Origin of the sequence: Haloferula chungangensis (genome assembly GCF_042664875.1) — a bacterium.
GTDB lineage: Bacteria > Verrucomicrobiota > Verrucomicrobiia > Verrucomicrobiales > Akkermansiaceae > Haloferula > Haloferula chungangensis.
Window position 1 is genome coordinate 288,430 of sequence record NZ_JBHTBS010000005.1, and the last position, 23,077, is coordinate 311,506.

Sequence of the window (23,077 nt, forward strand, 5' to 3'; positions counted from 1 at the left end):
TCTCTCTGAGGCATTTGATCTTGCTGTGGCAAAGACCCGAATCAATCTGCCCGACCTGGCCGCCGCACCCGCCAGTTGGGGCTTCGATGTGCATGGTGACTATGCGAACCGCCGGGAAGGTTTTCACGAAATCGGCAACTGGACCACGTCGTTTTTCACAGGGATGGGTGTTCTGTCCTATCTTCGCACAGGTGAGCGGAATTTTATTTCGGACGTTGAGGCGCTCGATGAAAGTTATTTACGGAAACTTGAGAATCATGCCGTGGAGACGATGCATGACTTGGGTTTTCTCTACACCCTTTACTCGGTCGCTTTGTTCAAGGTGACAGGTGAAGCGAGGCATCGTGAGTCAGGTCTGCGTGCCGCGGAGGCGCTGGCAAATCGTTTCGTTCCCAATGGCGAGTACCTTCGCGCCTGGGGCCGAGTCAATGAACACGATACCGATTACAGCGGCTTGGCGATCATCGATAGTCTGATGAATCTTCCGCTTCTTTATTGGGCTTCCAATGAGACGGGAGACAAGTGCCTCAGGGATCTGGCGATTCGGCACACGGATACGACCTTGGAGTATTTTTTGCGGGATGATGATTCGGTCTACCACGCCTTCCGCTTCGATCCCGCCACGGGAAATCCACTGGGCGGAGATAACTACTGCGGGCGCGATGTTTCATCTCACTGGGCGCGCGGAACTGCCTGGGGGATGTATGGGTTTTCGCTCGGATACCAACACACCGGCGATGAGCGGTATCTCGATGCTGCCAATGCTCTAACAGCAAAGTATGTTTCGTTGCTTGATGAGGAAAAGGTGCCGGTTTGGGATTTCAAGCTTGAGGATCATGAGCGGCTTATCCGTGATTCTTCCTCGTCTGCGGTGGCGATCTGCGCGATCCAGAACATGATCTCGCAAGGTGTGGGAACCTCCGAGTTTTCCGACTGCAAGGATCAGATGCTCGAGGCGCTCTGCTCGGATGCGTACCTTGATCGCTCAGCTCAGTGCCGGGGCCTGCTCAAGCAAGGGCAGGTGGGTGCCGGCCTTGGCAAGGCGATGAATGCCTACACAAGCTGGGGAGATTATTTTTTCATGCAGGCCCTGGCAAGCGAGCTGGGCCTGAAGGTGGATTGGTGGTAAACCGCCTGCCAATCTTACGGCAGGTCGTCCTCATCGCCGGGAACGGGCGGGATGAAATCCTCGCGCATCAGAAGGAGCTGAAGATCAAGATCGGGAAGGAGATCTTCAGGAGTGCGCACCACTGTGGTGGCGTAAGGCGCGATGCGATCGATCTCGGCGACCGTGCAGTGGACCATTGAAGTGACGATGTCGGCGTCATACTTCTCTCTCTCGAAAATGTTCGTGATGCGGAAGACGAGTCGGGAACGGTCGAGATCATACTCAAACCCGCCGAGGTTGAGGAACTTGTTCGCTCGGGCGAGGAGTTCGAGCACGGCGGGCTGGTGGTCGTCGTCGACCGGCAGGGGCATCTCACCGATGATGGCGAGCGCATTCATCGGAGTGTAGGCCTGGGCGAAGAGTTCGATGCGGGTGTGATGACCGGTGAAGACGGCCTGGAGCACGTCCTTGCCGTCGACGGCTTCGCAGTGCCAGTTGTTCTTACCGAAAGCTTCTTCGACGGAGAGGATTTGGAGTGAGGGTGGGCGCATGGTGTTTGAGAGAGTAGGTTACAGGGAAGTTTTGTTGACCCGGCCTGTGAGGGCTTTGGCGAGGAGCGGGCGTTTGGATTTCTCGATGGGAGAGAGGGAGAGATGGATGCCGCTGCTCTGATCTTCGGAGAAGTGGAGGGTGATGAGATGCGAGCCCTCCTCGACTTCGGTGATCTGTGTCCACGGAATCATCTGCATGCCGCTGGCTGGCTTGAAAAAGGGGAAAACCTCGACGCCGAGCGGTGATAGGATCAGGTAGGCGTGCTTGGTGCAGCGGATGGCAATCCGGACGCAGAGCCAGGTGAGAACCAGCGGAATGGCCGCCCAGAGCGGGTGGGGAAGGGCGGGATTGTCCGAGCGGTAGAAGCTGACTGTCAGCAGAATAATGGTCGCGATGCCGAAAATGGCTGCGCCGATCCAGAAGGGAACGGCTTGAGCGGAGCGGGTGAAGCGGAGCTCCTTGTGAGGTTCGGCGACGGCCATCAGGCCGGAGTATTTGCGGAGTGGCGGCGGATGGGAAGAGCGTTCTGATGGCATGTTCCTGAACTCGGTGACATCTGCCGGAGCTGCTAGGCTCGGCCGGGAGTTGGATCTTGGCCCTTGTTTTACGGGCACGATCGGCAAGGATTCCCGAATGCTGAAACAGACTTGGTGGGCTTTCGCTTTGGTCATGCCCTTGGCGGCGGATCCGAAGCTCGATTTCGCGCGAGGGGTGCTGGAGGAAGCTCGGGGCAATGAGGGCTTGGAGTGGTTCGAGAAGGCGCTGGCGGCGGATCCGGAGGCCATGAGTTTGGTGTCGCGTGTTGGCCAAGGTCGGTTTCAGGCAGGGGATCTTGAAGGGGCATCAAAAGTTTACCGGGAGTTGGCGATGGCGCGGCCGGATGCAGTCGCTGCTCAGGTGGCGTATTCGGACTTCCTTCGCATGGCGGCACCGAATGATGACTTCGCTGCCAAGCTGGCGACGGAGGCGCTTGAACGGGCGCTCGAAAGCTCCTCCGGAGATGCGGGGGTAATTCAGCGGCTATTTCGGGTTTATGAGCAGCGCGGCATGCGGGACGAGTCCCTGGCGCTGTTCGATCAGGTCAGGAAGGGTGAGGTGAGCGGAGGGCAATCGGCATTGCTGGCCGCGGACATGGCGCGGACGCTTTTTCCGGACGACGACGCGGCGGTGCAGACGAAGCTCGATGAGATTTTTCATCAGGCGATGGCGCGCGGGCCGACGGATCCAAGGTTGGCTCGGGCGGCGAGCGAGCATTTTCGCAAGACGGGCCGTCTCGACGAAGCGGTGGTGATGTTAGAAAAGCATGTGGAGGTGGCTCCCTCATCACTGGAGTTGCGGGTGCGTTTGGGGGTGTTGTTGCTGGCAGCAGAGCGGATGGATGAAGGAGAGGGGGTGCTGAAGGAGGTGCTGGAGATCGATCCCCGGCAGGCGCTTGCCCACCAGGCTCTGGCGAAGCTTTATCGAAAACAGGAGAGGCTCGATGAGGCACGGCCGCATGCGGCGGAAGTACTCAAGATCCGGGGTGGCGATGCGGACGAATTCGCGACTCTGGCGGAAGAGTTCCTGGAGGCAGGGATGGCGCGGGAAGCGCGGTTGTTGTTAGAGAAAGGGCTCTACGATTTTCCGGAGGTGGCCGAGATCGCCGTGCAGTTGGCGATTGCGACGCGTCGGGATCCGCAGACGCGGAATGAGGCATCGCGACTTTTCCGTGAGGCCGAGGCCTTGTCCGGAGTGGATGGCCCGGCGACGCAACCAGAATTCATGAGGGAGTTTGCCGAGTGTCTTTTGGAGGAGGGAAAAGTCACACCGGCCGAGGACCGCTTGCGAGCGGCGATCAAGGCGTATCCTCCGGAAGCTAAAGGAGAAATGGCCGCGGCGATGAGACGACTGGCGGAGATCTGGCTGGCGGAAGGGCGCAATGAAGCGGCGGCGAAGGCTCTGCAAAAACGAGCGGATTCCTTGGCGAAATAGGGGATTTGGCCCCCGGAGTGCTTCCGGATTCCCGGGGTTGCGCTGGGGAACTTCCTCGGTTATAGACCCCGGCCCCCGGGATTCTCTGATGAAACTGATATTCAATCTATTCGGCGTTTTTGCCTGTGCTGCTGCTGTGCTGCTTTCAAGCTGCGCGAACCAGAATAAGATCACGCTTGGTCCGGACGGAAAGCCGGTGAACAAGGATGGTGAGCACGTCAACCCGTTCGAACCGGGCACCTATGACCACTTCAAGGCGGAGAAGGATTATCCCAAGACAATGAAGGTGTGGAAGGACGAGTCTGTTCTGGCCCGTACCAATCCCGAGAACTCGAAGATTGTCGTTTCCCTTTCGATGCAGCGTGCCTTCCTGATGAATGGTGAAGAAGTGGCCATGGACTATCCGATCTCCAGCGGCACGAAGAGCCGACCGACACCTCCTGGGAATTATACGATTCTGGAGAAGATCGTGGACAAGGCATCCAATGCCTACGGCAAGGTTTATGATGCGGAAGGCAATCGTGTTTACGGCGAAGAAACACCTGCTGCCGTGCCGGAAGGTGGCAAGTTTGTCGGCGCACCGATGCCCTACTGGATGCGCATGACCTGGGACGGTGTGGGTCATCATATCGGGCCGATTCCAAGTGGGCGATATCCGGCTTCGCATGCCTGCATTCGTGGCATTCGCTCGGCGGTTCCCACCGTCTTCAGCAAGGTCAAGGTGGGCACTCCGGTGATCGTGGAGTGAGCCGGGGACAGAATGGGTGATTTACACCGGAGGCGGGTTCGTGTTCTTCTAGGAGAAACGGACCAATGGATCATAAGGAGGTAGAGGCAAGCAGGCGCGTCCTGGGCAACGAGCAGACCCTGAGGGTGGCACTCGCTTTCTCTGGGGTGCTGGGTGTCGTGTGGCTGGTGGTGATGGAGGCATCACCCATCGCGCGGGTGGCAGCAGGCGCCGTTTCCGGTCTGTCGATTGTTGCTTTGGCATGGAATCATCGCCGCAAGGCAGGCGATGCCAACCGCGAGTCGGAAATCCTCGCGGAACGGCTGGTGGAGCAGAACCGCAATATCACTGATGAGCTCTATCAGCTGAAGGATCGTCACAAGTTGCTCGATCACTATTTCGAGACCTTGATGGAGCACATTCCATCAAATATCTATTTCAAGGATCTCGACTCGAAATTCCTTCAGGTGAACCAGAGCATGGCGAAGAGCTTCGGGCTCGCCCATCCGGCCGATGTCGAAGGGAAAAGCGACCACGATTTTTTCGATCGGGAGCACGCGGACCCCGCGCTGGCGGATGAAAAAAAGATCATTAAAACAGGAAAGGGGATCACCGGATTCATCGAACATGAGACCTTCGCCGATGGTAAGGAAGGATGGGTGTTGACCACCAAGATGCCCTTCAGGGATCGCCATGGCACGATTATCGGCACCTTCGGGATGTCGAGCAACGTGACGGAGCTTGTCGAAACCCAGAACACCTTGGAGCGGGAACGGAATGTGTTGAGGTCGCTGATCGACAGCTTTCCGGACCGGATCTTTGTGCGGGATCCAGGTCGCCACTATCTGGTCGTCAACAAGGCGATGGCCGATTGGGTCGGCGCCGAGTCTCCGGAATCGATGATCGGCAAAACGCCCAAGGAATTTTTCCCGCAGGAAGTCGTGGATCGCGGTGCGGAAGAAGACCTGGAAATTCTCGCCAGCGGCAACCCGATTCTGAACCGGGATTGGACCTTCAAAACTCAGGAGGGTGAGATCCGGAACATGGTGACGACCAAGGTCCCGCTGCTCGACCAGGAAGGTCGTTCGTGGGGAATCGTCGGGATGGATCGGGATGTGACGGAGGCAAGACGCGCCCGTCAGGATCTCATTGAGACGGAGAAACGCCTCCAGGAGATGATGGATAACAGTCCGGCGGTTGTTTATCTGAAGGATCTGGATGGACGATACCTGATGGTCAATCGCGGCTACGAAGAGATGTTCGGAATCGGGCGCGAGGATGTGCTCGGTCGCACGGACCATGATTTCATCGGGGACCGGAGTGCTGCCGACAAGTTCCGGGAAAATGACCTGATGGTCATCCAGTCAGGCAGGTCGGTCCAGATGGATGAGGAACTCTACGTGGAGGGAGAGCCTCACTGGTATGTGACGGCGAGATTTCCGCTGCGTGATATCAACGGCAAGGTTCACGCTGTGGGTGGCATCTCGACAGACATTACGGATCGCAAGCGGGCCGAGGAAGAAACCCGGCAACTCAACGAAGACCTGGTCAGCGCCAACAATGATCTGCAGCAGGCCCAGGAGCAGTTGATTCAAGCGGAGAAAATGGAGTCGGTTGGGCGCCTGGCATCGGGCGTGGCACACGAGGTGAAGAATCCGCTGGCCATGATCGGAATGGGGCTCGAGTTGCTGGCCCGACGGATTCCGGAAGATGATGAGAAGGGCCGCGAAACGATCGAACGCATGAAGCGCGGCATCGAGCGGGCGAAGAAAATCGTCAAGGGCCTGGTGGACTTTTCATCCGCCCGTCAACTGGCACTGGAGCCAAAGGAGGTGAACGAGGTCGTTCGCGATTCGCTGGCACTTGTCGAGTATCAGCTGAAAAAGACAAACGTCATGGTGGCCGAGGAGTTGGCCGACGACATTCCTCAAGTGAACCTTGATGCGACCAAGGTGGAGCAGGTGATTGTGAATCTGATGATCAATGCCATGCATGCGATGCCTGAGGGCGGACAGCTGACCCTGCGGACATACATGACGAAGCTCAAGGGCGTGAAGCGTGACGAAGGAGTGCGGACCGCAGGCCACCTGCGGGCTGGAGATCGGGTGGTGCGTATCGAGATCGACGACACGGGCACCGGGATCAGTGAGGAGAATTCGGGAAAAATCTACGATCCGTTTTTTACCACCAAGCCGACCGGAGCTGGAACGGGCTTGGGGCTCTCGGTTTCACGTAAAATCATCGAGCTGCATCAGGGCACGCTGGACCTGGCCAATCGGCCGGAAGGCGGGGTGCGGGCGACGATTACCTTGAAAATCTGAGTTTGGCCCCGTGTGATGACAGCTGTGACGAAGCCTTAGCTTGCATGGAACCGAAGTTAGGGGTTATCTAGTAGCAAATGCGCACGACCCGAATCCTCATAGTTGACGACGAGCCTGACTTCACTGCCCTGCTCAAGGAGAACCTTGAGGAATCCGGAGATTTTCTGGTGCGCCAGGTCAATGATTCTTCATTGGCCTTGAAAGCCGCCCGCGAGTTCCACCCTCACCTGTGCATTGTGGATGTGGTCATGCCCGGAATGGATGGGGGAGACGTGGTGGCGCAGATCCGCGCCGAGCCCGGTCTCAGCAAGGTGCCGGTGATGATGCTGACAGCTCTGGTGGAGGAGAATCCTGATACGATTGATGGCGAAACTCAGACGGGCGGTCTGCCCTTCGTCAGTAAGACGTCCGGATTCGACACGATTCTCGCCTGCATTCAGAAGCACCTCGATGAGGGAGTATGATTGAGGCCGGAAGCCTGAGAGGTTTTTTGGTTCAAGGCGGATCCTGAGTGGCGGCTTCAGCGGTCGAGGTACTTTTTCGACTGTCTGACGTATTTCTCGGCCCAGTGTTTGACGCCCTGCTGTTCGTCGAGGGAGAGCGTCCGGACGACCTTGGCGGGGGTGCCAAGTACTAGGGATCCCGGAGGAATGACGGTGCCGCCGGTGACGACAGCGCCGGCCCCGATGATGGAGCGCTCTCCGATGACGGCTCCATCGAGAACAATGGCCCCCATGCCGACGAGGACTTCGTCTTTCAGGGTGCAGGCGTGGATGATGGCGGAGTGGCCGACGGTGACGAGTTCGCCGACGTAGCAACCGTAGTCATCGGCAAGATGAACGACGGCATTGTCCTGAATGTTGGAGCGGGGGCCAATGACGATCTCATTGATGTCGCCGCGCAGGGTGGTGTTGTACCACACGCTGGATTCTTCGTGAAGGGTGACGCGGCCGATGAGGTCTGCACTGGAAGCGACAAAGGCGCTGGGGTGGATCTCCGGAGAGTAGGATTCGTAAGATTCGATGGCCATCGGGAAAAATCTGGCATAGGAGGCCGGGGAGGGCCAGTGGAGAGTTGGGTTTTGAGCCGATGAATGGCTGGACAGTGGTCAAATCCCGGCCGATGAGTGCCCTTGCCAAAGTATACGGAATCCCACCCCTTGACGGATCGCTGTGATGCTCTTTGCTTGCGGTCTTTCCGACACCTATCTGACCTCCCTCCCTTTCTAAAATTCTTATGCGTGAAACCCTTGTCGTCGTTGGCCTCGCTGTCCTCGCGATGGGACTGCGTTCGTCGCGCCGAGCCATGCCGCGCAAGCTGGGGGCTTTGGGTTTTTTGGTGGCGGGGTTTGCGCTCTTCTATTTTCTGACGGATTGCTGGTGGTGCGGATTTTTCGGCATCATTCCGTGGTTCCTTCTGCCGTGGATCGAGCTGCTGACGCGGATTCGCCGCATGCGTTTGCCGATGGACAACAGTCTTCGGCACCGCACGCCACCCGACCCGGCATTTTTTCCCCATGCATCCGAAGCGGAGTCCGCGATGGAAGAGGCGGGCTTCGATCACGTGGATGACTGCGGGTGGGAGTGGTCCGGCATGCAGCAGTACTTCAAGTTGCACTGGAATCCCGAGGAGCGTGCGGAGTCGGCGATTTGTCTGTGCGAGCAGGAGGAGGTGGCCTTCGCTTTCATCACCGTGACCTCGCGCGATGCTGAGGGACGAATCTGGAGAACCACGAATTATCCCTTCTCGCCGACCTTGAAATGTTCGCCAGAGGTAAAGTGGAACCACGTCCCCTGTGAGCGAAACTGTTTTCACCAGATTCTGAAGGACCATCAGGACTTTCTAACGAAAATGAAGGTGGACCGGGAGAGCTTGCAGATTCCCGATCCTGAGGGAATGGAGGCAATGATCGAAGCGGAGATGAAAAGCCAGATCCGTCACAATCTCGAAGCGGGGGTGATCCGACCAAGCGGAGAACGCCATTTCGAATACTCGGTGCGCGGGCTGTTCTTCCTCTGGGGTCAGTTCATCAAGGACATGATCCGGCTTTGCTGAGGACTAGCCGAGCCGCGGATGGCGCAGTGTGGCGGCTTATTCGAAGCCGCTGTCTTCGAGAAGGTTCCTCGATTTTACGGCGGCCACGGCGAGCGCGTCACAGCGTTCGTTTTCCTTGTGTCCCACGTGGCCCCGGATCCATTTCCAGGTCATCTTGTGCGGGGATGCCGCCGTTTCGAGCTTCATCCACAGGTCCTTGTTTTTGACCGGTTGCTTGTTAGATGTGAGCCATCCGCGTGACTTCCATCCGCGCAGCCAGTTCTTGGTCATGGCATCCACGACGTAGCGTGAGTCGGAGACCAAGGTGACTTCGCATGGCGCTTTGAGAGCCTCGAGCGAAGCCACGCAGGCGAGGAGCTCCATGCGGTTGTTGGTGGTGCGGCGATAGCCCTGAGAGAGCTCGAGACGATGCCTTCCGCTGACCATTACCACCCCGTAGCCGCCTGGGCCCGGATTTCCGCTGCAGGCTCCGTCGGTGTGGATTTCTACTTTCTTCACGCGCGGGCTGCGAATGGAGGGATCTGCCATAATTAGCAAGCAAGTTCCTCCACCGATCCAGTGTTGAAGCGCCGAGTGCTCGTGGACACCCGTCATCCAAATTCACCTGCCCATTTCCTGCGATGGGGCAATTTCGAAGAATCCCGCCGGGTAGGCTTGCAGGAGGAATTCTGGTGAACAAGATGAGCTGGAGAGGACGGTCTCAGCGATAGTCGTGACGAGGAGATGAGAAAACCATTCACAGATCAAGCCGATGGGCCGACCGATTGACGTGTGCGTTGGAGCCATGCCGGCGTGGCTGGATTGGAGGCGCCTGTTGGGGCCTGGTTCCTGGCATGTCGTGGAGTCGGACGATGGCATGCTTGAAGCGCATTCCTCGCTCGACCGGAAGGCGGCGGCCGATTTGTCTGCCAGGCTTCGTGGCGTCGGCATCGGCGGGACCATGCTTTCGCTTTCCGTCAGGCCTCCATTGCAGCGCAAGGAATTGCGCAAGGCCTTGGCCGAAGAAGCTCGTCGTTACCGAAAGGGCAGCAAGGGCTTTACTCAAGCGGCGACCCGAGTCGATGCCGAGGGACGCTACTCTCTAACACCCGAAGCTCTCGCTTACGAAATGGGCAAACGTGCGCAGGGCCGGCGGGTGATTGACGCGTGTGCCGGGGTTGGCGGAAACGCCATCGGCTTCGCTCGGGCAGGCTGCGAAGTGACGGCCATCGAGATCGATTCGGGCCGGCTCGCAATGGCCCGACATAATGCAAAGGTTTATGGTGTCGCGGATCGCATTCGTTTCCATTGTGGAGATGCGTGCGAAGTGGTTTCGGATCTCGAGGCGGACCTTCTATTCGTGGATCCTCCGTGGGGCGAAAAGTATGACAAGCAGCGGGTCACGCTGGATGCTCTGCCGCCATGCGAACAGATTCTCAGTTCCGCCCACCACATTCAGGAGCACTGGATCAAGGTGCCGCCTTCGTTTGACCCCTCGAGCTTGCCCGGCTGCCGGCCCGAGGCTGTTTTTGGACGGGCCTCCGGGGATGAACGCCGGGTGAAGTTCTTGCTATTGAGGAAATCCGGAGATTCGAGCCCTGCGTGAATTCGGTCGTCGCCTGATGGGTCGGGCGCTTGCTAGAAGCCCATGAGCTTCGGCGTCCTCAATGCAGCGCATCATCATCGATCAACCCTATTCCTTCGTTCCGCCACGATTCAGTCCCTGCTTGTATCGGGTGTTGAGCTGGATTCTTCCTCGCCAACTGCGAAAGGATCACGGCATTCGCTCCATCGAGTGTGTCGGCACGGAAAAGCTCCGACGATCGCTGGAGGATGGGAATGGAGTCATCCTCGTGCCCAATCACCTCCGCCCCTGCGACCCATTGGTTCTCGATTCCCTAGCCAAGGAAGTGGGCCGTCCCTTCAGCGTCATGTCGAGTTGGCATGTTTTCATGGACAGCAAGTTTCAGCGCTTCGTCGCACCACGGATCGGCGCGTTCAGCATCTATCGGGAAGGAATGGATCGCGGTTCGTTGAAGTGTGCGATCAAAACAGTGATCAAAGGTCGATTCCCATTGGTCATCTTTGGCGAGGGCTTCATCACGCGAAGCAATGACCGCCTCCTGAACATCCGGGAAGGCCCGGCCTTCATGGCCCGTGCGGCGGCGAGGGCCCGCAAGGATGGCAAAGCCATCATTCACCCGGTATTCCTACGCTACTTCTTCGAAGGAGACCTCCGGAAGACCCTGCTCCCCGTGGTAGAGGAGATCGAGCACCGGCTTTCCTGGCAGCCGCAAATCCATCTGCCGCTCGGAGATCGGATCCTCAAGGCGGGAGCCGCATTGCTGGGTCTGAAGGAAATCGAGTATCTCGGCGAGACCCGTCAGGGTTCATTTCGTGAACGACTTCAGCACCTCATCGATCATCTTCTCATTCCGATGGAGGTGCGGTGGACGAACAGTCGCCATGACGGGGACTCGATGATCCGCGTAAAGCGGCTTCGCACGGCGATCCTGCGCGGGATGATCGGTGGGAATATCAGCAAGGTCGAACGCGAAGAGCGATGGCGCCAGCTCGCCGATCTGTATCTTGTGCAGCAGTTGCACTGCTACCCCGGCGACTACATCGAAGATGCGACGCCGGAGCGTATTCTGGAAACCGTCGAGCGCTATGAGGAGGACCTAACAGACGTGGCAAGACCTCACTATCCGCTCCGGGCGGTCATCACGGTGGGTGATGCGATTGAAGTCACCTGCAAGCTCAAGCGCCCCCGGGAGAACGATCCGATTACAGCAGAGATTCGCGAGTCCATGGAAATGATGCTCGAATCCAGCAAGTCCTGCCGAAAAATTGAGCCCACTGGGACCGATCTCAGATGAATTCAGCCCAAATGCGCGAGGTGTCGATTTCCTGCCTCTGGAGGGCCGAGCTCATTCCACCACTGCCTGTGTTCCCAGGAGATCGTTCACGGCCTTGTTCGCCACCCGGACGATGTATTTGTTAGGCTGATTCTTCAGTGCGGCCTGCAACGCCGGAAGTGCCGGTCGAGCGGTCTCGTCAAGTTCGTCTAACACGATCGCGGCCTCCAGACGCGCCCACTGGTTATCTGATGAAAGTTCGTCGATCAGAACGGGAAGGCCGGTTTCCGGCTTTCCACTTCGGCAGAGCGCGCGTGCCGCAGCGATTTTTACGGCAGGCACCTCATCCTCGACGGCCTTACCGAGAATTTGCTGTTCGGCTTTTCCGGCCTCGGTCGCGAAGTTTCCGATTCCGGTGGACACCCAGTAGCGGACTGTCGGATTGCTGGAGTCAACGAGCTGGATGAGTTCCGGAAATGCCTCCGGCCCTGTCGATGCCAGCACCGCTGCGCGTGTCATTTCCTCGAGCACCTCCGCCTCCCGCGATAAGACCTCATACGTCGACCCCCGTGTTTTCACCAGGCGCTCCAGCTCCGATTCGGGAATGAGCCCCATGTCGCCAATCTTTCTCTGCCACGCGGTCAGCGCTTCTAACATCCGCGCCTTGATCGCCCTGAATTTGGGATCCTCTGCGAGATTGTGAATTTCGTGAGGGTCGGTCTGAAGATCGTAGAGTTCCTCAGCCGGCTTGTGCGCTGCGGTGAAAAGGGCTGCAGCTTCAGGGAGTTGACCAGTTTTCTGTAGACGCCTGATCTCGCGCATCGTGGCTCCTTTTTCCGGAGTGTTCATGTACTGATAGTAAGGCTTTGTGGCCTCAAAATTGCGGATGTAGCGGTAGCGCTTGTCACGCACGGCGCGAATGATGTCGTAGCGCTCGTCCATCCGGTCCCTCGCGCCATAAACATATTCCCGAGCCGCCGGAAGACCCTCACCAAGAATTGCCTGACCATGCATATGCGCCGGTGTCGGCAGACCAGCGAGGTTCATTACCGTCGGGCCGAAGTCGGTTGAATTGATCAAGGCGTCGTTCACTGATCCCGGAGTGCCTTGCTCACCCACCCGGAACTTCTCCGGAATTCGCACGACCAGGGGGATCCGTGTTCCTGAGTCGTAGAGCCAGCGTTTCGCGCGAGGCAGGCCCACGCCGTGATCCGACCAGAACATGATGATGGTGTCTTCATACAAACCAGAGTCCTTGAGTTTCTGAATGTGCTCGCCCACCCAGTGATCAAGCGCCGTGATGAGTTCGTAATTCCTCTTCCAGTCTTCCCGAACGACCGGAGTATCGGGATAGTAGGGGGGCAGGGTGGTGAGCTTATCGGCATCCTGACGCTCGGAATCTTTCAGCACGGCGCTTACGTTTTCATACTTCTCCTTCGATTCGATGCCGGTCTCATGACATCCGTTGAAATTATAGACGGCGAAGAATGGCGAGCCATCCGGTCGGTTCTTCCAGTCGGCTTTCGAGCTGCTCTCGTTCCAGATCGTGGCGGCGGATGGCTTTCGGAACTGGTAATCGGTTTTGCTGTTGTTCGTGCAGTAGTATCCCGCCTCCCGCAGATAGAGCGGAAAAGGCTTCAACCAATCCGGCATGGTTGCATTGCAGCGCATGTGATGTGTCCCGATCGCGTTCTGGTACATCCCGGTGATGATCGAACTCCGGCAGGGAGCACAAACCCCCGCTGAGGTGAAGGCATGGGAAAAACGCATCCCTTCATCGGCCAACGCATCAACCTGTGGGGTGATCGCATGGGGGTCCCCGTAGCATCCGAAGTTCGGTGAAATGTCCTCGGCGGACAGCCAGAGGATGTTGGGCCGCTCTGCTGCCCCACTGGGAGACAGAGCTGTTAGAAAGAGGGCGGCTGCGGACAGTCCCGTCCGCCTCACCAGATTCATGGACTTTTCAAGCATCGGGAGGGAAGTATCGACAATGCATGGCCCGAGTCGAGCCAAGCCTGACGGAAGACCGCGGTCGACCGATCGTTCCAGCCTACTGCCAATGGTCTTGCCGAAGGGAAGGATTCGGGGATGCTTGAGGGCATGAGTCCCTATATCGAATTGGATAGAACCAGTCTACCTGACGGATCCTTGCTCACCCTGCTCAAGCAGGATGGGGAATTCATCCTCGAATACAACGGTCTGGAGCTGATGAGCACCAATCTGACGTGGTCCGAGCAGATGCTTGCGGACCTGGGCTGCGTCGATCTTCTGGAAGATTCTCCGGTCCGTCCGGAGCATCCGCGCGTGCTGATCGGCGGCTTGGGCATGGGCTTCACCCTCAAGCGGGTTCTCGAGTTGATTGGCTCACCGGCGACGGTGGATGTGGCGGAATTGATGAGCCAGGTCATCGAATGGAACCGCACCTACCTTGTGGAGCACAATGGTCCCTTGCTGGACGATCCGAGAACCCATGTGATTCTTGCCGACCTCCACGACTGCCTCGGAGAAGGGGATACCTACGATGCAATCCTGATCGACATCGATGACACGCCTGATGCGGTCATCACGACCGACAATGTGAAGCTCTACACGCCGAGCTTTTTGGCGCTTCTGAAGGAATCGCTCAATCCTGGCGGCTGCCTCGCCTACTGGATGGCCGTCCCTTCGCCGAAGCTTGAAAAGGTTCTGAAGAAAGCGGGTTTCCATCTGGAGGAGCATCCGGTGCCCCCTCACAGGGATTCCGACGAAATGTGGCACCGGATCTACGTGGCACGCTTGAAGACTGAGCAATGAGCACCATTTCCGAAGGGCGGATTAATCTTTTGCATCGGGGAGAATTCCGTCACCGATGAAAGCGCGGAACTTTTCCGGGCTCCCGTCTTCATCTCCCAGCAGAAGATAGAAGACCATGCCACAATCGGATATGTCCGCCACCTTGCCAGAGTGGGCTTCGAGTCTTGAATACATCCAGCGCACGTCAGCATTCGGATGATCCCTCATCCAGAACCAAACGGAAAAGTCCGAGCCGCTGTGCCATAGCTTGTCTGGATGCTCCTTGGCATTCTGATCCTTGATCTTCTTGTAACGAATCCGCTCGCCGGAGAGAGCCTGAACGTCGCTCCAGTCACGGTGGTTGACCCGCCGTTTTTCATTCTCATTGAATCCACTATGGGAAAGCAGGTAGACGTGCGAGAGCTTCTCGATTTGCCCCTTTTCGATCACCCTCTCGACGGCAAGGTAAAGGAACTCGGATAAGCCAGCGTGAATGAAGTAGAGACGGTCATCCTCGCTGGATTTGGCCATTTCGTTGGCGAGCTGTTCGATCGATTCTTCGCGTTGACGGGTCACATCGAAGAACACTTCCTTCGGAAATCCCCAGCGCTCGATGACCCCGTCGGCGCCGATCTTCAATTGATTCTCGGAGTCGGGTCCAGCGGGTGCATCGATGAAGTTGTTGTAGGAGCAATGGACCAGCCTGGCCTGCAGGCCGAGCTTGGCGATGATGGCGCAGGACGCGGGAAGCGCCCCCCAGTCGTCGGGATCGCCGGTGGGCCATTTGTATTGATGATCGGGCGCGCTGTTCCCATCAAAGCTGATGGCCATGCGATGGCTCTTGTAGCCCCAAGCACCATTCTGGCCTGACGCGGTGGTTACGAAGAGGAGAAGTAGCAGGAACGGATGGAGGGTTTTCATGATGGCAAATGCGCAGGATCCTCTACGACGGATGGACGTGGCAATTGTCAACAAAATGCAAAAATCCGGTCGAGCAGGGGAGGAGAGGACCTTTCGGCGCGGGATTTTCCCCGAGTGGCGCGAAATAGGATTCCAGTTGACGTGGTTCGCCAAGGAATCTATTGAGGCCGCCCTCTCGCGGCTGGCGCCCAGCCAAACGGGCGGAATTCACCCTCTTCTTTCAGCTAGGAAACAACATACCGACATGGCTACGACAAATCAGCGGAACAAAAACATGACTCGCCCAACCAAGTCCGGTGGAGCGAAAAGGAAGCGTCAAAACGACCAGAAGAAGCGTCTCATCGCTTTGGGAATGGATGAAGCTGTCGTGGCTTTGATGAACCCTAGAGACGTTCGCACCAAACTGAAGCACCCTGCCAAAGTGGCCAAGGAGTGCGCAGCCAAGGACGCCTAAATCGATTCATTACAGATCTCTTTCAAGACCTCCTTCGGGAGGTCTTTTTTTTGGTGCTTTTTCTGGCGACCAGAGCACTTGCCCACGACTTTGCGCGCCTTTCGGACGGTTCCGCGGAGTCCGAAGATTCTATTTTCGCGCTCTCGCTCTTCGTGGTGTGCGAGATGCTGTGGCATGCCTGAGCCTCTTCCTTCGGACCTTGAAAGGAGGTTGAAACCTTTCCATTCACAGATGATTTCCACTCCAAGATTCAAGCCTCGGCGTTACCATTTCGCGGCCTCGTTGATGATCACCTTGAGATTGAGCGCTGCTCCTGTTGAAATGACGCCGGTGGATTTTCTTTCACTGGCCGATGTCTCGAAAGGAGAGTTGTCACCGGATGGAAAGTCGCTGCTCTACCTGCAGCGCGAGACCGATTGGGCGCTCAACAAGTCGGTGACAAAGTTGTGGAGGAAGTCCCTCGCCCGCGAGGAGGCGCGGGCCATGACCCATGGTCCCGATTCGGTTAGAGAACCTGCCTGGGCTCCGGACGGTGCGTTGATTTCATTTGTCTCGAAGCGCCCGGGAGACGCAGTGGCGCAGATCTATCTGATGCATGCCGACGGAGGAGAGGCGTTTCGCCTTGGGAAACTCGATGATGAGCCGTCGCAGCTGAAGTGGAGTCCGGACGGACGCGTCATCTATTATCTGGCAAAAAAATCGCTGCCCAAGGACGAGCGCAAGGGGCTCGAGAAGAAGACCTTGATTCCGCTATTTGAAGATCAGCGACGCCAGAGCTTACTCTGGAAAATCGATGTGGTCTCGGGTGAAAACATGCGAGTCAGCCCGGAGGATCGGTCGGTGGTCAGGTTCTCGATCGCCCCCGGCGGCAACGAACTGGTAGTCGTGCTGGCCCCCGGCCCACTGCTCGATCAGCTCCCCGAGGCGGAACTCTGGACGATGAATCTGGACGGTGCGGAGTCGCGCCAGTGGACAGAGAATGAGCATCTCGAACTGATGCCCCGTGTTTCTCCCGACGGCGACCGGTTGGCCTATCTGGCTTCCGTTGACCGCCAGGGTGGCAGCTACTGCAACTCGAACCTGTTCATCCTTGATCGCCTCAGCGGTGAAACCACCGAGGTTGCCGAAGATTTCCCTGGGGAGATCCTGGCGTATGCCTGGGGTGGTGAAGAAGGTGGCATCTACTTCATCGGTAACACCGGGCTCACCGCGCAGCTGTATTTTCATGATCCGGAAAGCGGCGGAACCCGTCAGCTCACCGAGGGTGATCAAACCACGACCGAGTGGAGTTACGATCCCGAACTTGGCGTGCATCTGTTGGGAATTCAGAGTGCCGTCGAAAGAGGGGATCTGTGGAGTTTGAAGCGAGGGGATCGGGAACTTAGCCGTCTAACCGATGTCCATGAGGATCTGGGCTCGCGCTTTCTTTTGCCGAAGCAGGAGAAGATCGAGTGGCAGGGTGAGGACGGAGTGACGGTGGAAGGACTACTCGTCTATCCTCTGAACTACACGAAGGGAGAGCGCTTTCCGCTGGTGGTCCAGACTCATGGCGGGCCCCGCAAGTCAGATAAATTCGGCAGCTGGAAATCCGGCCACTACTTGCCGGTGGTGGCGGCCCAGGGCTATGGCGTCTTGATGCCGAACTACCGGGGAAGCACCGGCTATGGGGATCCCTTCCTCCAGGATATGGTTGGTGGCTATTTTCGAAACTCACACCTCGACGTGCTCCGCGGAGTCGATCATCTCATCGAAGCCGGTCTCGCGGATCCCGACAAACTGGTCAAGAAGGGATGGAGTGCCGGAGGACACATGACGAATAAGATCATCACCGTCACCGATCGTTTCAAGGCGGCTTCAAGCGGTGCGGGCGCCGTCGACTGGGTCTCGCAATTTGGTGAAACCGATGTCTCCTATGGGCGAATCCCCTGGTTTGGGGGAACACCCTGGCAGGAAAATGCGCCTACCCGGAGTTATCAGGATACCTCGGTGGTCTCGCAGTTGTGGAAGGTCACCACGCCGACGCTGATCTTTGTCGGCGAGAACGACCGGCGAGTCCCCGCATCCCAGTCGAAGATCCTCTTTCGTGGTCTGCGCGATCAAGGCGTGACGACCGAACTTTACGTGGCACCTGGGGAAGCGCATGGCTGGAGACGACCGAGTCATCAATTGTTCAGGATCAACAAGGAACTCGAGTGGTTCGCCCGGCACGTGCATGGAGTGGACTATGAATATCAGACGGCTCCCGAAAAATGAATTCGCAGGTTTCATTTTCTAGGTCGAGTTGATTGGAGAGTCCGCCCGCGAAAAGCTTCGGGTGAATCAGGTTCCGGAATCCCTGAGGTCGGTCTTTAGGTTGCCGGTCGGGCAAGGATGGGCGGCGATTTGGATTCCGATGTACTGAGGATTCTGGATTTGCCTCCTCTATCAACTCCGGCTATCCCATCGGAACCAATGGCCAAGTCTGCCTCGAGTCCCGTTCCTCCACCCGCACCTGCACCCGCCGATGGCTGGCTGCGCTGGTTCGCTGAAATCTGGAACGATTATCCGTGGATTTCCCGGGTCGCCACCGTGTCGTTGGTGATGACCTCGCTTCTCGACATTTTCCAGAATGCCACTGGTCCGGACGGCTGGCTGGCTTGGCTCCCTGAGAACCTTCTCGCCACCATCACGAGCGGAGGCATGAATACCCTGCTGACTCTTTTGGTCGCTTTGGGGATTGGCCTGCATCTGAAGAAGCGTCAATTGCGCGGGCTGCTCGACGGCACGGAACATTATGACATTGGTCGCGCATTGGCTTTTGGGTATTTCTCCAACTTTTTGGTGGCCGCATTGATTCTTGTGAGGATGGAGAGTCGCAAGCGTGGCCGCCCGCTCGTCTTTCGGGTTGTTTGCCCCAGCAATATCCGCGAGCTCGAGGACTTCAAAACGGTGGTCGAACCGCAAATTCGTCAGTGGGCGGGCAAAAGAGAACTCGAGGGAATTTACAAGAGCGGTGCCAGCGTGATCAAACGGTCGATCCTCATCATTTCACGGGTCACCGGGCCGCAATCTGAAGAGGATCTATATTTCGATTTTCCCACGACCCTCTACACCCTTCACGACTATTATGAATCCTGGAACATGTGGTTGGAGGAAAACGGCAAGGCTCCCTTGGCTGAGATCGTGATCGAGCGGATGCAGGAACAGCAGGTTACGGCATTCGAGCGGCATTTGCACGGGCTCTTCCATTCGACCACGGGCTTGGCTGCGGTTCGCCATCTCGGGATTCACCAACTCGAGGACCTGAGCTCATTGTATGACGAGCACTTCCGCAGAGTGTCTCCTGCGGCGATGCTCGATCTTGTCCGTGAGCGCTGAGCCGACGTCAGTAGCCGGCTTTCTTATCCACGACGTTGAGCAAGGGCTCTCCAGCTGCGAAACGGCGCATATTCTCCCGGAAGAGCGCCGCCCGACGCTGGTCGGTGACCTCAGATCGGGAAGCGACATGGGGCGTGATGATGACATGAGGCATCTTCCACAGCGCGTGATTCTTCGGCAGTGGTTCAGGCTCCGTCACGTCCAGACAGGCTCCGGCGAGCGTCCCGTTTTCCAGTGCGGTTACCAAGGCAGCTGTATCGACCACTTTACCGCGCGAAATGTTGATCAAGTACGAACCCTTTTTCATCGCAGCAAACGCTTCGGCATCGAGGAGACCCGTGGTCTCCGGGGTCAGCGGCACCGCCAGCGCCACCACATCAGCCTCGGGCAGCATCGCGAGCAACTCATCGGGCTTACCGACTTTTTCAATATATTCGGGAGAGGGTGTGTCTGAGCGGCGCGTTCCGATTACCCGCATGCCGAAAGCATGCGCCCGCTGGGCAATTTCGCTTCCAATTCCGCCGATCCCGACGACCAACATCGTTTTCCCCTCGAGGGCTACTCCCTTGGTCGGAGCTTCACCACGTGCCCAATTTCCCTTCGCCTGACTTTCCGCGTAAAAGGGGAGGTTGCGCGTCAATGAAAGCAGCATCGCCATCGAGTGATCGGCAATCGCAGGTCCATGCACCGCGCGATTGTTGGTCAGGACGATGCCGTCGTTTTCGATCAGTGGATCAAGCCCGAGGTAGCGATCGACACCGGCCGATGGAACCTGCACCCAAGCAAGCTTCTCAGCCTTCTTCAAGAAGGCTTCGTTGGCGAAGCTCGCATCAATGCCATGGGCCTCCTGCGCCCTCTCCAGAGCTTCCTTCCGAGACAATCCCGCAATGACTTTCAAGTTCGGAGCCATGCGTCCGAGTTCTGCAATCTCCTCATCGGACATGGCTCCGGCGAAGTAGGTCAGCTCGGTCTTTCCCTCGGGCATGGGAACCGCCACCTTGGAATTGCGCAAAGAACCCAACTCCTCGGCCACCTCGCGCATCGGCGTCGGCGTCGGCGTCGGCGCTTGGGCGAAGGAAATGTTGGCCGTTAGAACGGCGAGAAAACTGGAGGCGAGAGCGATGGTTACAGGTTTCATAACTTAAGCGGACAACCCGCGTTTGAACTACGGATCATCAAAGCCCGATGTTTCCGGAATTAGTCAGCAAAATAACAAGGTGCTACCTCTTCCCCTTTCCCGAAAAACCAGGGCCTCGGCCGCCGATGAAAAGGCGGCCGTTCTCCCGAATCCTTGTGGCGGGGTAGCACCGGTTAGTCGTGATGGTTTTCGGCAAGCGCTGCGCGCATCGATTTCAGGACGTCAGCGTACTCGGGGTTGGTCGCAAGATTCTTCCACTCATTGGGATCTTTCTCATGGTCGTAGAGTTCCATCGACCCATCACCGTACTCGATATAACGATAACGTTGATTGCGAATGGCCTTTCCTCCGTCCTTGCGATAGGTGAGTGCTGGGTAGTCCCAGACGGCATCTCGGTCGAGAATCAGAGGCTTGAGGCTTCGGCCAACCACTTTGCTGTTAGGAGGTAGACCACAGAGATCGACCAAGGTCGGATAGAGGTCGATGAGGCCGACGACGCCATCCGTCCGTCCGCGATACTTCTCGCCATTCATGCTAGCAGGCAGGCTGATGATGAGGGGGGCAGAAGCAGAACGCTCCCAGAGTGTGTGTTTTTGAAAGGTGTTTTTCTCACCCATGTGATAGCCATGATCGGACCAGAGCACGACGATGGTATTGTCTCGATAGGGGCTTGCTTCCAGAGCGTCGAGAACTTCGCCGATCTTGGAGTCCACAAAGGTAATGCTGGCCAGATAGCTCTGGATGATGTGCTGCCACTGGTTTGCCTGCTCGGCCCATTCCGTTCGTGGATAGCCGTCATTGATGGTTTCCCTGCCGGCCACCGGGACATCCTCGAGATCGTCCTTTTTGTAAGGTGGCAAGCTGATCTTTTCCCGATCATATCTGTCGAAATATTTCTTCGGGACATGCCAGGGAGTGTGAGGCCTCAGGAATCCGACCATCAACATGAAGGGCTTGTCATGTTTTTCTCCAAGTCGTTCGACCGCCCACTTCGCGGCCTTGCTGTCGCTCATCTGACTCTCCTTGCCTTCGTAATAGGCCCAGTCCGTGAGCGTCTTGTTGCTCTTCCAATTGGATTCAACCTGTTTTCCCTTTGCATCACGATTGTGATTCCATTTTCCACGACCCCCCGAAAGATCGAGGTTCTCTTCCGGCAGGTGCTTGTGGAGGATTTTCCCCACCGCCATCGTTTTGTAACCGTGTTTCCGGAAGTAGCCGTGAAGCAGCTCAGAGCCCATTGATTGGACCTTGTCTTCGACAAACTGATCATCCGCCTGAAGCTTCGGTGATCCGAGCTGGTGGTAGTAGAGTCCGCTCATCACACTGGCTCTCGACGGCCCGCAAACGGGATACTGGCAATAGGCTTTGGAAAACCAGGTTCCCGACTTTGCCAGACGATCCATGTTGGGTGAAATGACCTGAGAGTTTCCCCGATAGCCGGCCCAATCGTTCAAGTCGTCGACTGAGATGAAGAGGACATTCGGTTTCTTCTCAGCCAGGCATGGACTGTTCGACAAAACGATCAGTGAGGTCAGCAGTCTGAAGAGGGTAGTGGGTTTCATGGTGAGTTTTCTCCGATAGGAACAGGACTTTCTTTTCCGAGGAGGCCCGATAGCCAAGCAGTCCCAATCTTGGACATCAATCGAAATACCCCTCACGAATCTTCGTGAGGGGTTGATTTCTGTCAGCCTATTACTTTTCCGCCGCGAGCGGTGCCAGTTAAGTTGGACTCACGGTTCGTCGTCCTTTTCAGAACCACCGGATGACTCTGCCTCCATCCGGGCGAGCAACCATGTCTCCGTCGTGCCGGATGGCGAATGGGAGAAGAGGGGAGTGCTGGAAAGAGTGAGATTGTAGAGTCCGGTGTCGAGGACGACTGGCGTGTTTCCATCGACTCTCAGTGCGACTCGCTGCGAGTCTGGATCATAGCGTCCATGGATGGGATGCACCCTTCCCTGAGGCCAATTGACATAAGTGCCGGTGATGTCTCCCTGGTCTCCCAGAGCGAGTTGGATTGCCTGAGGGCCTTCTTGCTTTTCCGAATCGGGAGAAAGGATGAAGGTACCGAGAGGGATCCAGCGTTTGCTGATCGGTTGGGTTACGGCGAGAGGTGCATCGGCGAGTTCCCTGGCCGAATACAGGTAATCCTGTTGGGTCGTGATTGTGGAGTCTTCAATCTCAACGGATCCGTCTTCGATCACGATATTGTCACCGGGGAAATAGGCGAAGACAGCAGGTTGATCCTCGAGTTTCAAAAAGCTGGAAATTTCCTGCCATGTGGATTGCTTCCACCACTTGGAAGCCTCCCCTGAAGTCGAGTAATGCCCTCTTTCCCTTGCCTGGAAGGGCGCACCGTTCTCGTTCCACCAGTCCTCGGTGAAAAGGTTTTTTGGACGTCCTTCGCCGGCGGATTGAATCGCCGCACTTGCCCAAGCGCGTGTCTCTGCTGAGGGTTCGGGAGCGGCGTCGGGTGTGGTTCGTGAGCTGGTGGCGTCCGTCAGCTTTTCGTAGGCGACTGCCCAGCGAGATTCGAAAACGCCATCCGGGAGCGCCGTGCCGTTTGAGGCTCCATCTGTCGGGGTTTCGCGGGCATCGATAGCAGTGCCATCTCTGGGGAAGCGTTCGGTATTTTCACCCGTAGGCCGCGCATCCTTTCCCACCGGAATGGTATCCTTCCCGGCTGGGACGGCATCTTGGCCGGCCGGTTGATCACCGGTTCCGGCTGGCACGGCGTCTTTTCCGGCAGGAACTGCCTCTTTCCCCGCTGGAACCGTATCACTCCAGACGGTTTGTGCTGCGGTCAGGCTTACCGCACCGGCTATGAGCAAGCGGGCCGCTGTGTAGGACTTTTTCATAAGTTTAAT

Annotated in this window: 21 protein-coding genes; 12 read left to right on the forward strand and 9 right to left on the reverse strand. The window is 57.4% G+C overall.

Annotation, left to right across the window (positions count from 1 at the left end; translation table 11 throughout):
• Positions 1-25: 25 nt before the first annotated feature.
• Complete coding sequence (locus ACFQY0_RS11865) at positions 26-1,129, forward strand: glycoside hydrolase family 88 protein (protein ID WP_379712591.1); 1,104 nt, start codon at positions 26-28, stop codon at positions 1,127-1,129.
• Between the two features lie 14 nt (positions 1,130-1,143).
• On the opposite strand, the gene ACFQY0_RS11870 is transcribed toward ACFQY0_RS11865, so the two are convergent.
• The gene (locus ACFQY0_RS11870; RefSeq protein ID WP_379712593.1) at positions 1,144-1,659 is read right to left on the reverse strand and encodes a YbjN domain-containing protein; all 516 of its coding nucleotides are present in this window, start codon (positions 1,657-1,659) and stop codon (positions 1,144-1,146) included.
• Positions 1,660-1,677: 18 nt separating this feature from the next.
• Positions 1,678-2,196 carry a hypothetical protein gene (locus tag ACFQY0_RS11875; RefSeq protein WP_379712595.1) on the reverse strand — a complete coding sequence of 173 codons (519 nt, stop codon included), beginning with the start codon at positions 2,194-2,196 and terminating at the stop codon, positions 1,678-1,680.
• A 97-nt stretch (positions 2,197-2,293) separates the two neighbouring features.
• Here ACFQY0_RS11875 and ACFQY0_RS11880 point away from each other — a divergent pair, with 97 nt between their 5' ends.
• The 4 genes from ACFQY0_RS11880 (at position 2,294) to ACFQY0_RS11895 (ending at position 7,143) form a co-directional block, all read left to right on the forward strand.
• Positions 2,294-3,631 carry a tetratricopeptide repeat protein gene (locus tag ACFQY0_RS11880; RefSeq protein WP_379712597.1) on the forward strand — a complete coding sequence of 446 codons (1,338 nt, stop codon included), beginning with the start codon at positions 2,294-2,296 and terminating at the stop codon, positions 3,629-3,631.
• Positions 3,632-3,719: 88 nt separating this feature from the next.
• Positions 3,720-4,379, forward strand: a complete 660-nt coding sequence (locus ACFQY0_RS11885; protein WP_379712599.1) for a L,D-transpeptidase — start codon at positions 3,720-3,722, stop codon at positions 4,377-4,379.
• Positions 4,380-4,444: 65 nt separating this feature from the next.
• Positions 4,445-6,679: a PAS domain-containing protein gene (locus ACFQY0_RS11890; RefSeq protein WP_379712601.1), complete on the forward strand. Its 2,235-nt coding sequence runs from the start codon at positions 4,445-4,447 to the stop codon at positions 6,677-6,679.
• A gap of 77 nt (positions 6,680-6,756) precedes the next feature.
• Positions 6,757-7,143: a response regulator gene (locus ACFQY0_RS11895; RefSeq protein ID WP_379712603.1), complete on the forward strand. Its 387-nt coding sequence runs from the start codon at positions 6,757-6,759 to the stop codon at positions 7,141-7,143.
• A 56-nt stretch (positions 7,144-7,199) separates the two neighbouring features.
• On the opposite strand, the gene ACFQY0_RS11900 is transcribed toward ACFQY0_RS11895, so the two are convergent.
• Positions 7,200-7,709: a gamma carbonic anhydrase family protein gene (locus ACFQY0_RS11900; RefSeq protein WP_379712605.1), complete on the reverse strand. Its 510-nt coding sequence runs from the start codon at positions 7,707-7,709 to the stop codon at positions 7,200-7,202.
• A 206-nt stretch (positions 7,710-7,915) separates the two neighbouring features.
• Between ACFQY0_RS11900 and ACFQY0_RS11905 the strand changes: the two genes are divergently transcribed.
• Positions 7,916-8,734: a PrsW family intramembrane metalloprotease gene (locus ACFQY0_RS11905; RefSeq protein WP_379712607.1), complete on the forward strand. Its 819-nt coding sequence runs from the start codon at positions 7,916-7,918 to the stop codon at positions 8,732-8,734.
• 36 nt (positions 8,735-8,770) lie between these two features.
• Here ACFQY0_RS11905 and rnhA read toward each other — a convergent pair whose 3' ends face one another.
• On the reverse strand, positions 8,771-9,232 hold the full coding sequence (rnhA, locus tag ACFQY0_RS11910) for a ribonuclease HI (protein ID WP_379712609.1): 462 nt from the start codon (positions 9,230-9,232) through the stop codon (positions 8,771-8,773).
• Positions 9,233-9,485: 253 nt separating this feature from the next.
• On the opposite strand from rnhA, the gene ACFQY0_RS11915 reads away from it, so the two are divergent.
• The gene (locus tag ACFQY0_RS11915; protein ID WP_379712611.1) at positions 9,486-10,319 is read left to right on the forward strand and encodes a methyltransferase domain-containing protein; all 834 of its coding nucleotides are present in this window, start codon (positions 9,486-9,488) and stop codon (positions 10,317-10,319) included.
• Between the two features lie 61 nt (positions 10,320-10,380).
• Entirely contained in the window at positions 10,381-11,592 is a 1,212-nt protein-coding gene (locus tag ACFQY0_RS11920; RefSeq protein ID WP_379712613.1) for a 1-acyl-sn-glycerol-3-phosphate acyltransferase, read from the forward strand.
• 51 nt (positions 11,593-11,643) lie between these two features.
• Here the strand turns inward: ACFQY0_RS11920 and ACFQY0_RS11925 are convergent, their stop codons facing one another.
• Positions 11,644-13,542, reverse strand: a complete 1,899-nt coding sequence (locus tag ACFQY0_RS11925; RefSeq protein ID WP_379712615.1) for a sulfatase-like hydrolase/transferase — start codon at positions 13,540-13,542, stop codon at positions 11,644-11,646.
• Positions 13,543-13,671: 129 nt separating this feature from the next.
• On the opposite strand from ACFQY0_RS11925, the gene ACFQY0_RS11930 reads away from it, so the two are divergent.
• Complete coding sequence (locus ACFQY0_RS11930) at positions 13,672-14,364, forward strand: spermine/spermidine synthase domain-containing protein (RefSeq protein ID WP_379712617.1); 693 nt, start codon at positions 13,672-13,674, stop codon at positions 14,362-14,364.
• Between the two features lie 21 nt (positions 14,365-14,385).
• Here ACFQY0_RS11930 and ACFQY0_RS11935 read toward each other — a convergent pair whose 3' ends face one another.
• Entirely contained in the window at positions 14,386-15,264 is an 879-nt protein-coding gene (locus ACFQY0_RS11935; protein ID WP_379712619.1) for a hypothetical protein, read from the reverse strand.
• Between ACFQY0_RS11935 and ACFQY0_RS11940 the strand changes: the two genes are divergently transcribed.
• The 3 genes from ACFQY0_RS11940 (at position 15,263) to ACFQY0_RS11950 (ending at position 19,075) form a co-directional block, all read left to right on the forward strand.
• Positions 15,263-15,718, forward strand: a complete 456-nt coding sequence (locus ACFQY0_RS11940; RefSeq protein WP_379712621.1) for a hypothetical protein — start codon at positions 15,263-15,265, stop codon at positions 15,716-15,718. The genes ACFQY0_RS11935 and ACFQY0_RS11940 overlap by 2 nt on opposite strands.
• Positions 15,719-15,949: 231 nt before the next feature.
• On the forward strand, positions 15,950-17,971 hold the full coding sequence (locus tag ACFQY0_RS11945) for a S9 family peptidase (RefSeq protein WP_379712623.1): 2,022 nt from the start codon (positions 15,950-15,952) through the stop codon (positions 17,969-17,971).
• Between the two features lie 198 nt (positions 17,972-18,169).
• Positions 18,170-19,075: an STING domain-containing protein gene (locus tag ACFQY0_RS11950; RefSeq protein ID WP_379712625.1), complete on the forward strand. Its 906-nt coding sequence runs from the start codon at positions 18,170-18,172 to the stop codon at positions 19,073-19,075.
• Between the two features lie 7 nt (positions 19,076-19,082).
• On the opposite strand, the gene ACFQY0_RS11955 is transcribed toward ACFQY0_RS11950, so the two are convergent.
• From ACFQY0_RS11955 to ACFQY0_RS11965, 3 genes are all read right to left on the reverse strand, one after another.
• Positions 19,083-20,213: a D-2-hydroxyacid dehydrogenase gene (locus tag ACFQY0_RS11955; RefSeq protein WP_379712627.1), complete on the reverse strand. Its 1,131-nt coding sequence runs from the start codon at positions 20,211-20,213 to the stop codon at positions 19,083-19,085.
• 173 nt (positions 20,214-20,386) lie between these two features.
• Positions 20,387-21,775 carry a sulfatase gene (locus ACFQY0_RS11960; protein ID WP_379712629.1) on the reverse strand — a complete coding sequence of 463 codons (1,389 nt, stop codon included), beginning with the start codon at positions 21,773-21,775 and terminating at the stop codon, positions 20,387-20,389.
• A gap of 168 nt (positions 21,776-21,943) precedes the next feature.
• Positions 21,944-23,068 (reverse strand): hypothetical protein, encoded by a 1,125-nt coding sequence (locus ACFQY0_RS11965; protein WP_379712631.1) that lies wholly within the window; start codon positions 23,066-23,068, stop codon positions 21,944-21,946.
• Positions 23,069-23,077 lie beyond the last annotated feature (9 nt).

What these genes read in the sequence shown, in the direction of transcription:
- ACFQY0_RS11965 (WP_379712631.1), bottom strand. Translation starts at nt 23,068, where the DNA reads ATGAAAAAGTCCTACACAGCGGCCCGCTTGCTCATAGCCGGTGCGGTA.
- ACFQY0_RS11930 (WP_379712617.1), top strand. Translation starts at nt 13,672, where the DNA reads ATGAGTCCCTATATCGAATTGGATAGAACCAGTCTACCTGACGGATCC.
- ACFQY0_RS11900 (WP_379712605.1), bottom strand. Translation starts at nt 7,709, where the DNA reads ATGGCCATCGAATCTTACGAATCCTACTCTCCGGAGATCCACCCCAGC.
- ACFQY0_RS11915 (WP_379712611.1), top strand. Translation starts at nt 9,486, where the DNA reads ATGGGCCGACCGATTGACGTGTGCGTTGGAGCCATGCCGGCGTGGCTG.
- ACFQY0_RS11875 (WP_379712595.1), bottom strand. Translation starts at nt 2,196, where the DNA reads ATGCCATCAGAACGCTCTTCCCATCCGCCGCCACTCCGCAAATACTCC.
- ACFQY0_RS11940 (WP_379712621.1), top strand. Translation starts at nt 15,263, where the DNA reads ATGATGGCAAATGCGCAGGATCCTCTACGACGGATGGACGTGGCAATT.
- ACFQY0_RS11880 (WP_379712597.1), top strand. Translation starts at nt 2,294, where the DNA reads ATGCTGAAACAGACTTGGTGGGCTTTCGCTTTGGTCATGCCCTTGGCG.
- ACFQY0_RS11870 (WP_379712593.1), bottom strand. Translation starts at nt 1,659, where the DNA reads ATGCGCCCACCCTCACTCCAAATCCTCTCCGTCGAAGAAGCTTTCGGT.
- ACFQY0_RS11925 (WP_379712615.1), bottom strand. Translation starts at nt 13,542, where the DNA reads ATGCTTGAAAAGTCCATGAATCTGGTGAGGCGGACGGGACTGTCCGCA.
- ACFQY0_RS11885 (WP_379712599.1), top strand. Translation starts at nt 3,720, where the DNA reads ATGAAACTGATATTCAATCTATTCGGCGTTTTTGCCTGTGCTGCTGCT.
- ACFQY0_RS11950 (WP_379712625.1), top strand. Translation starts at nt 18,170, where the DNA reads ATGGCCAAGTCTGCCTCGAGTCCCGTTCCTCCACCCGCACCTGCACCC.
- ACFQY0_RS11960 (WP_379712629.1), bottom strand. Translation starts at nt 21,775, where the DNA reads ATGAAACCCACTACCCTCTTCAGACTGCTGACCTCACTGATCGTTTTG.
- ACFQY0_RS11935 (WP_379712619.1), bottom strand. Translation starts at nt 15,264, where the DNA reads ATGAAAACCCTCCATCCGTTCCTGCTACTTCTCCTCTTCGTAACCACC.
- ACFQY0_RS11955 (WP_379712627.1), bottom strand. Translation starts at nt 20,213, where the DNA reads ATGAAACCTGTAACCATCGCTCTCGCCTCCAGTTTTCTCGCCGTTCTA.
- ACFQY0_RS11895 (WP_379712603.1), top strand. Translation starts at nt 6,757, where the DNA reads ATGCGCACGACCCGAATCCTCATAGTTGACGACGAGCCTGACTTCACT.
- ACFQY0_RS11905 (WP_379712607.1), top strand. Translation starts at nt 7,916, where the DNA reads ATGCGTGAAACCCTTGTCGTCGTTGGCCTCGCTGTCCTCGCGATGGGA.
- ACFQY0_RS11945 (WP_379712623.1), top strand. Translation starts at nt 15,950, where the DNA reads ATGATTTCCACTCCAAGATTCAAGCCTCGGCGTTACCATTTCGCGGCC.
- ACFQY0_RS11920 (WP_379712613.1), top strand. Translation starts at nt 10,381, where the DNA reads ATGCAGCGCATCATCATCGATCAACCCTATTCCTTCGTTCCGCCACGA.
- ACFQY0_RS11890 (WP_379712601.1), top strand. Translation starts at nt 4,445, where the DNA reads ATGGATCATAAGGAGGTAGAGGCAAGCAGGCGCGTCCTGGGCAACGAG.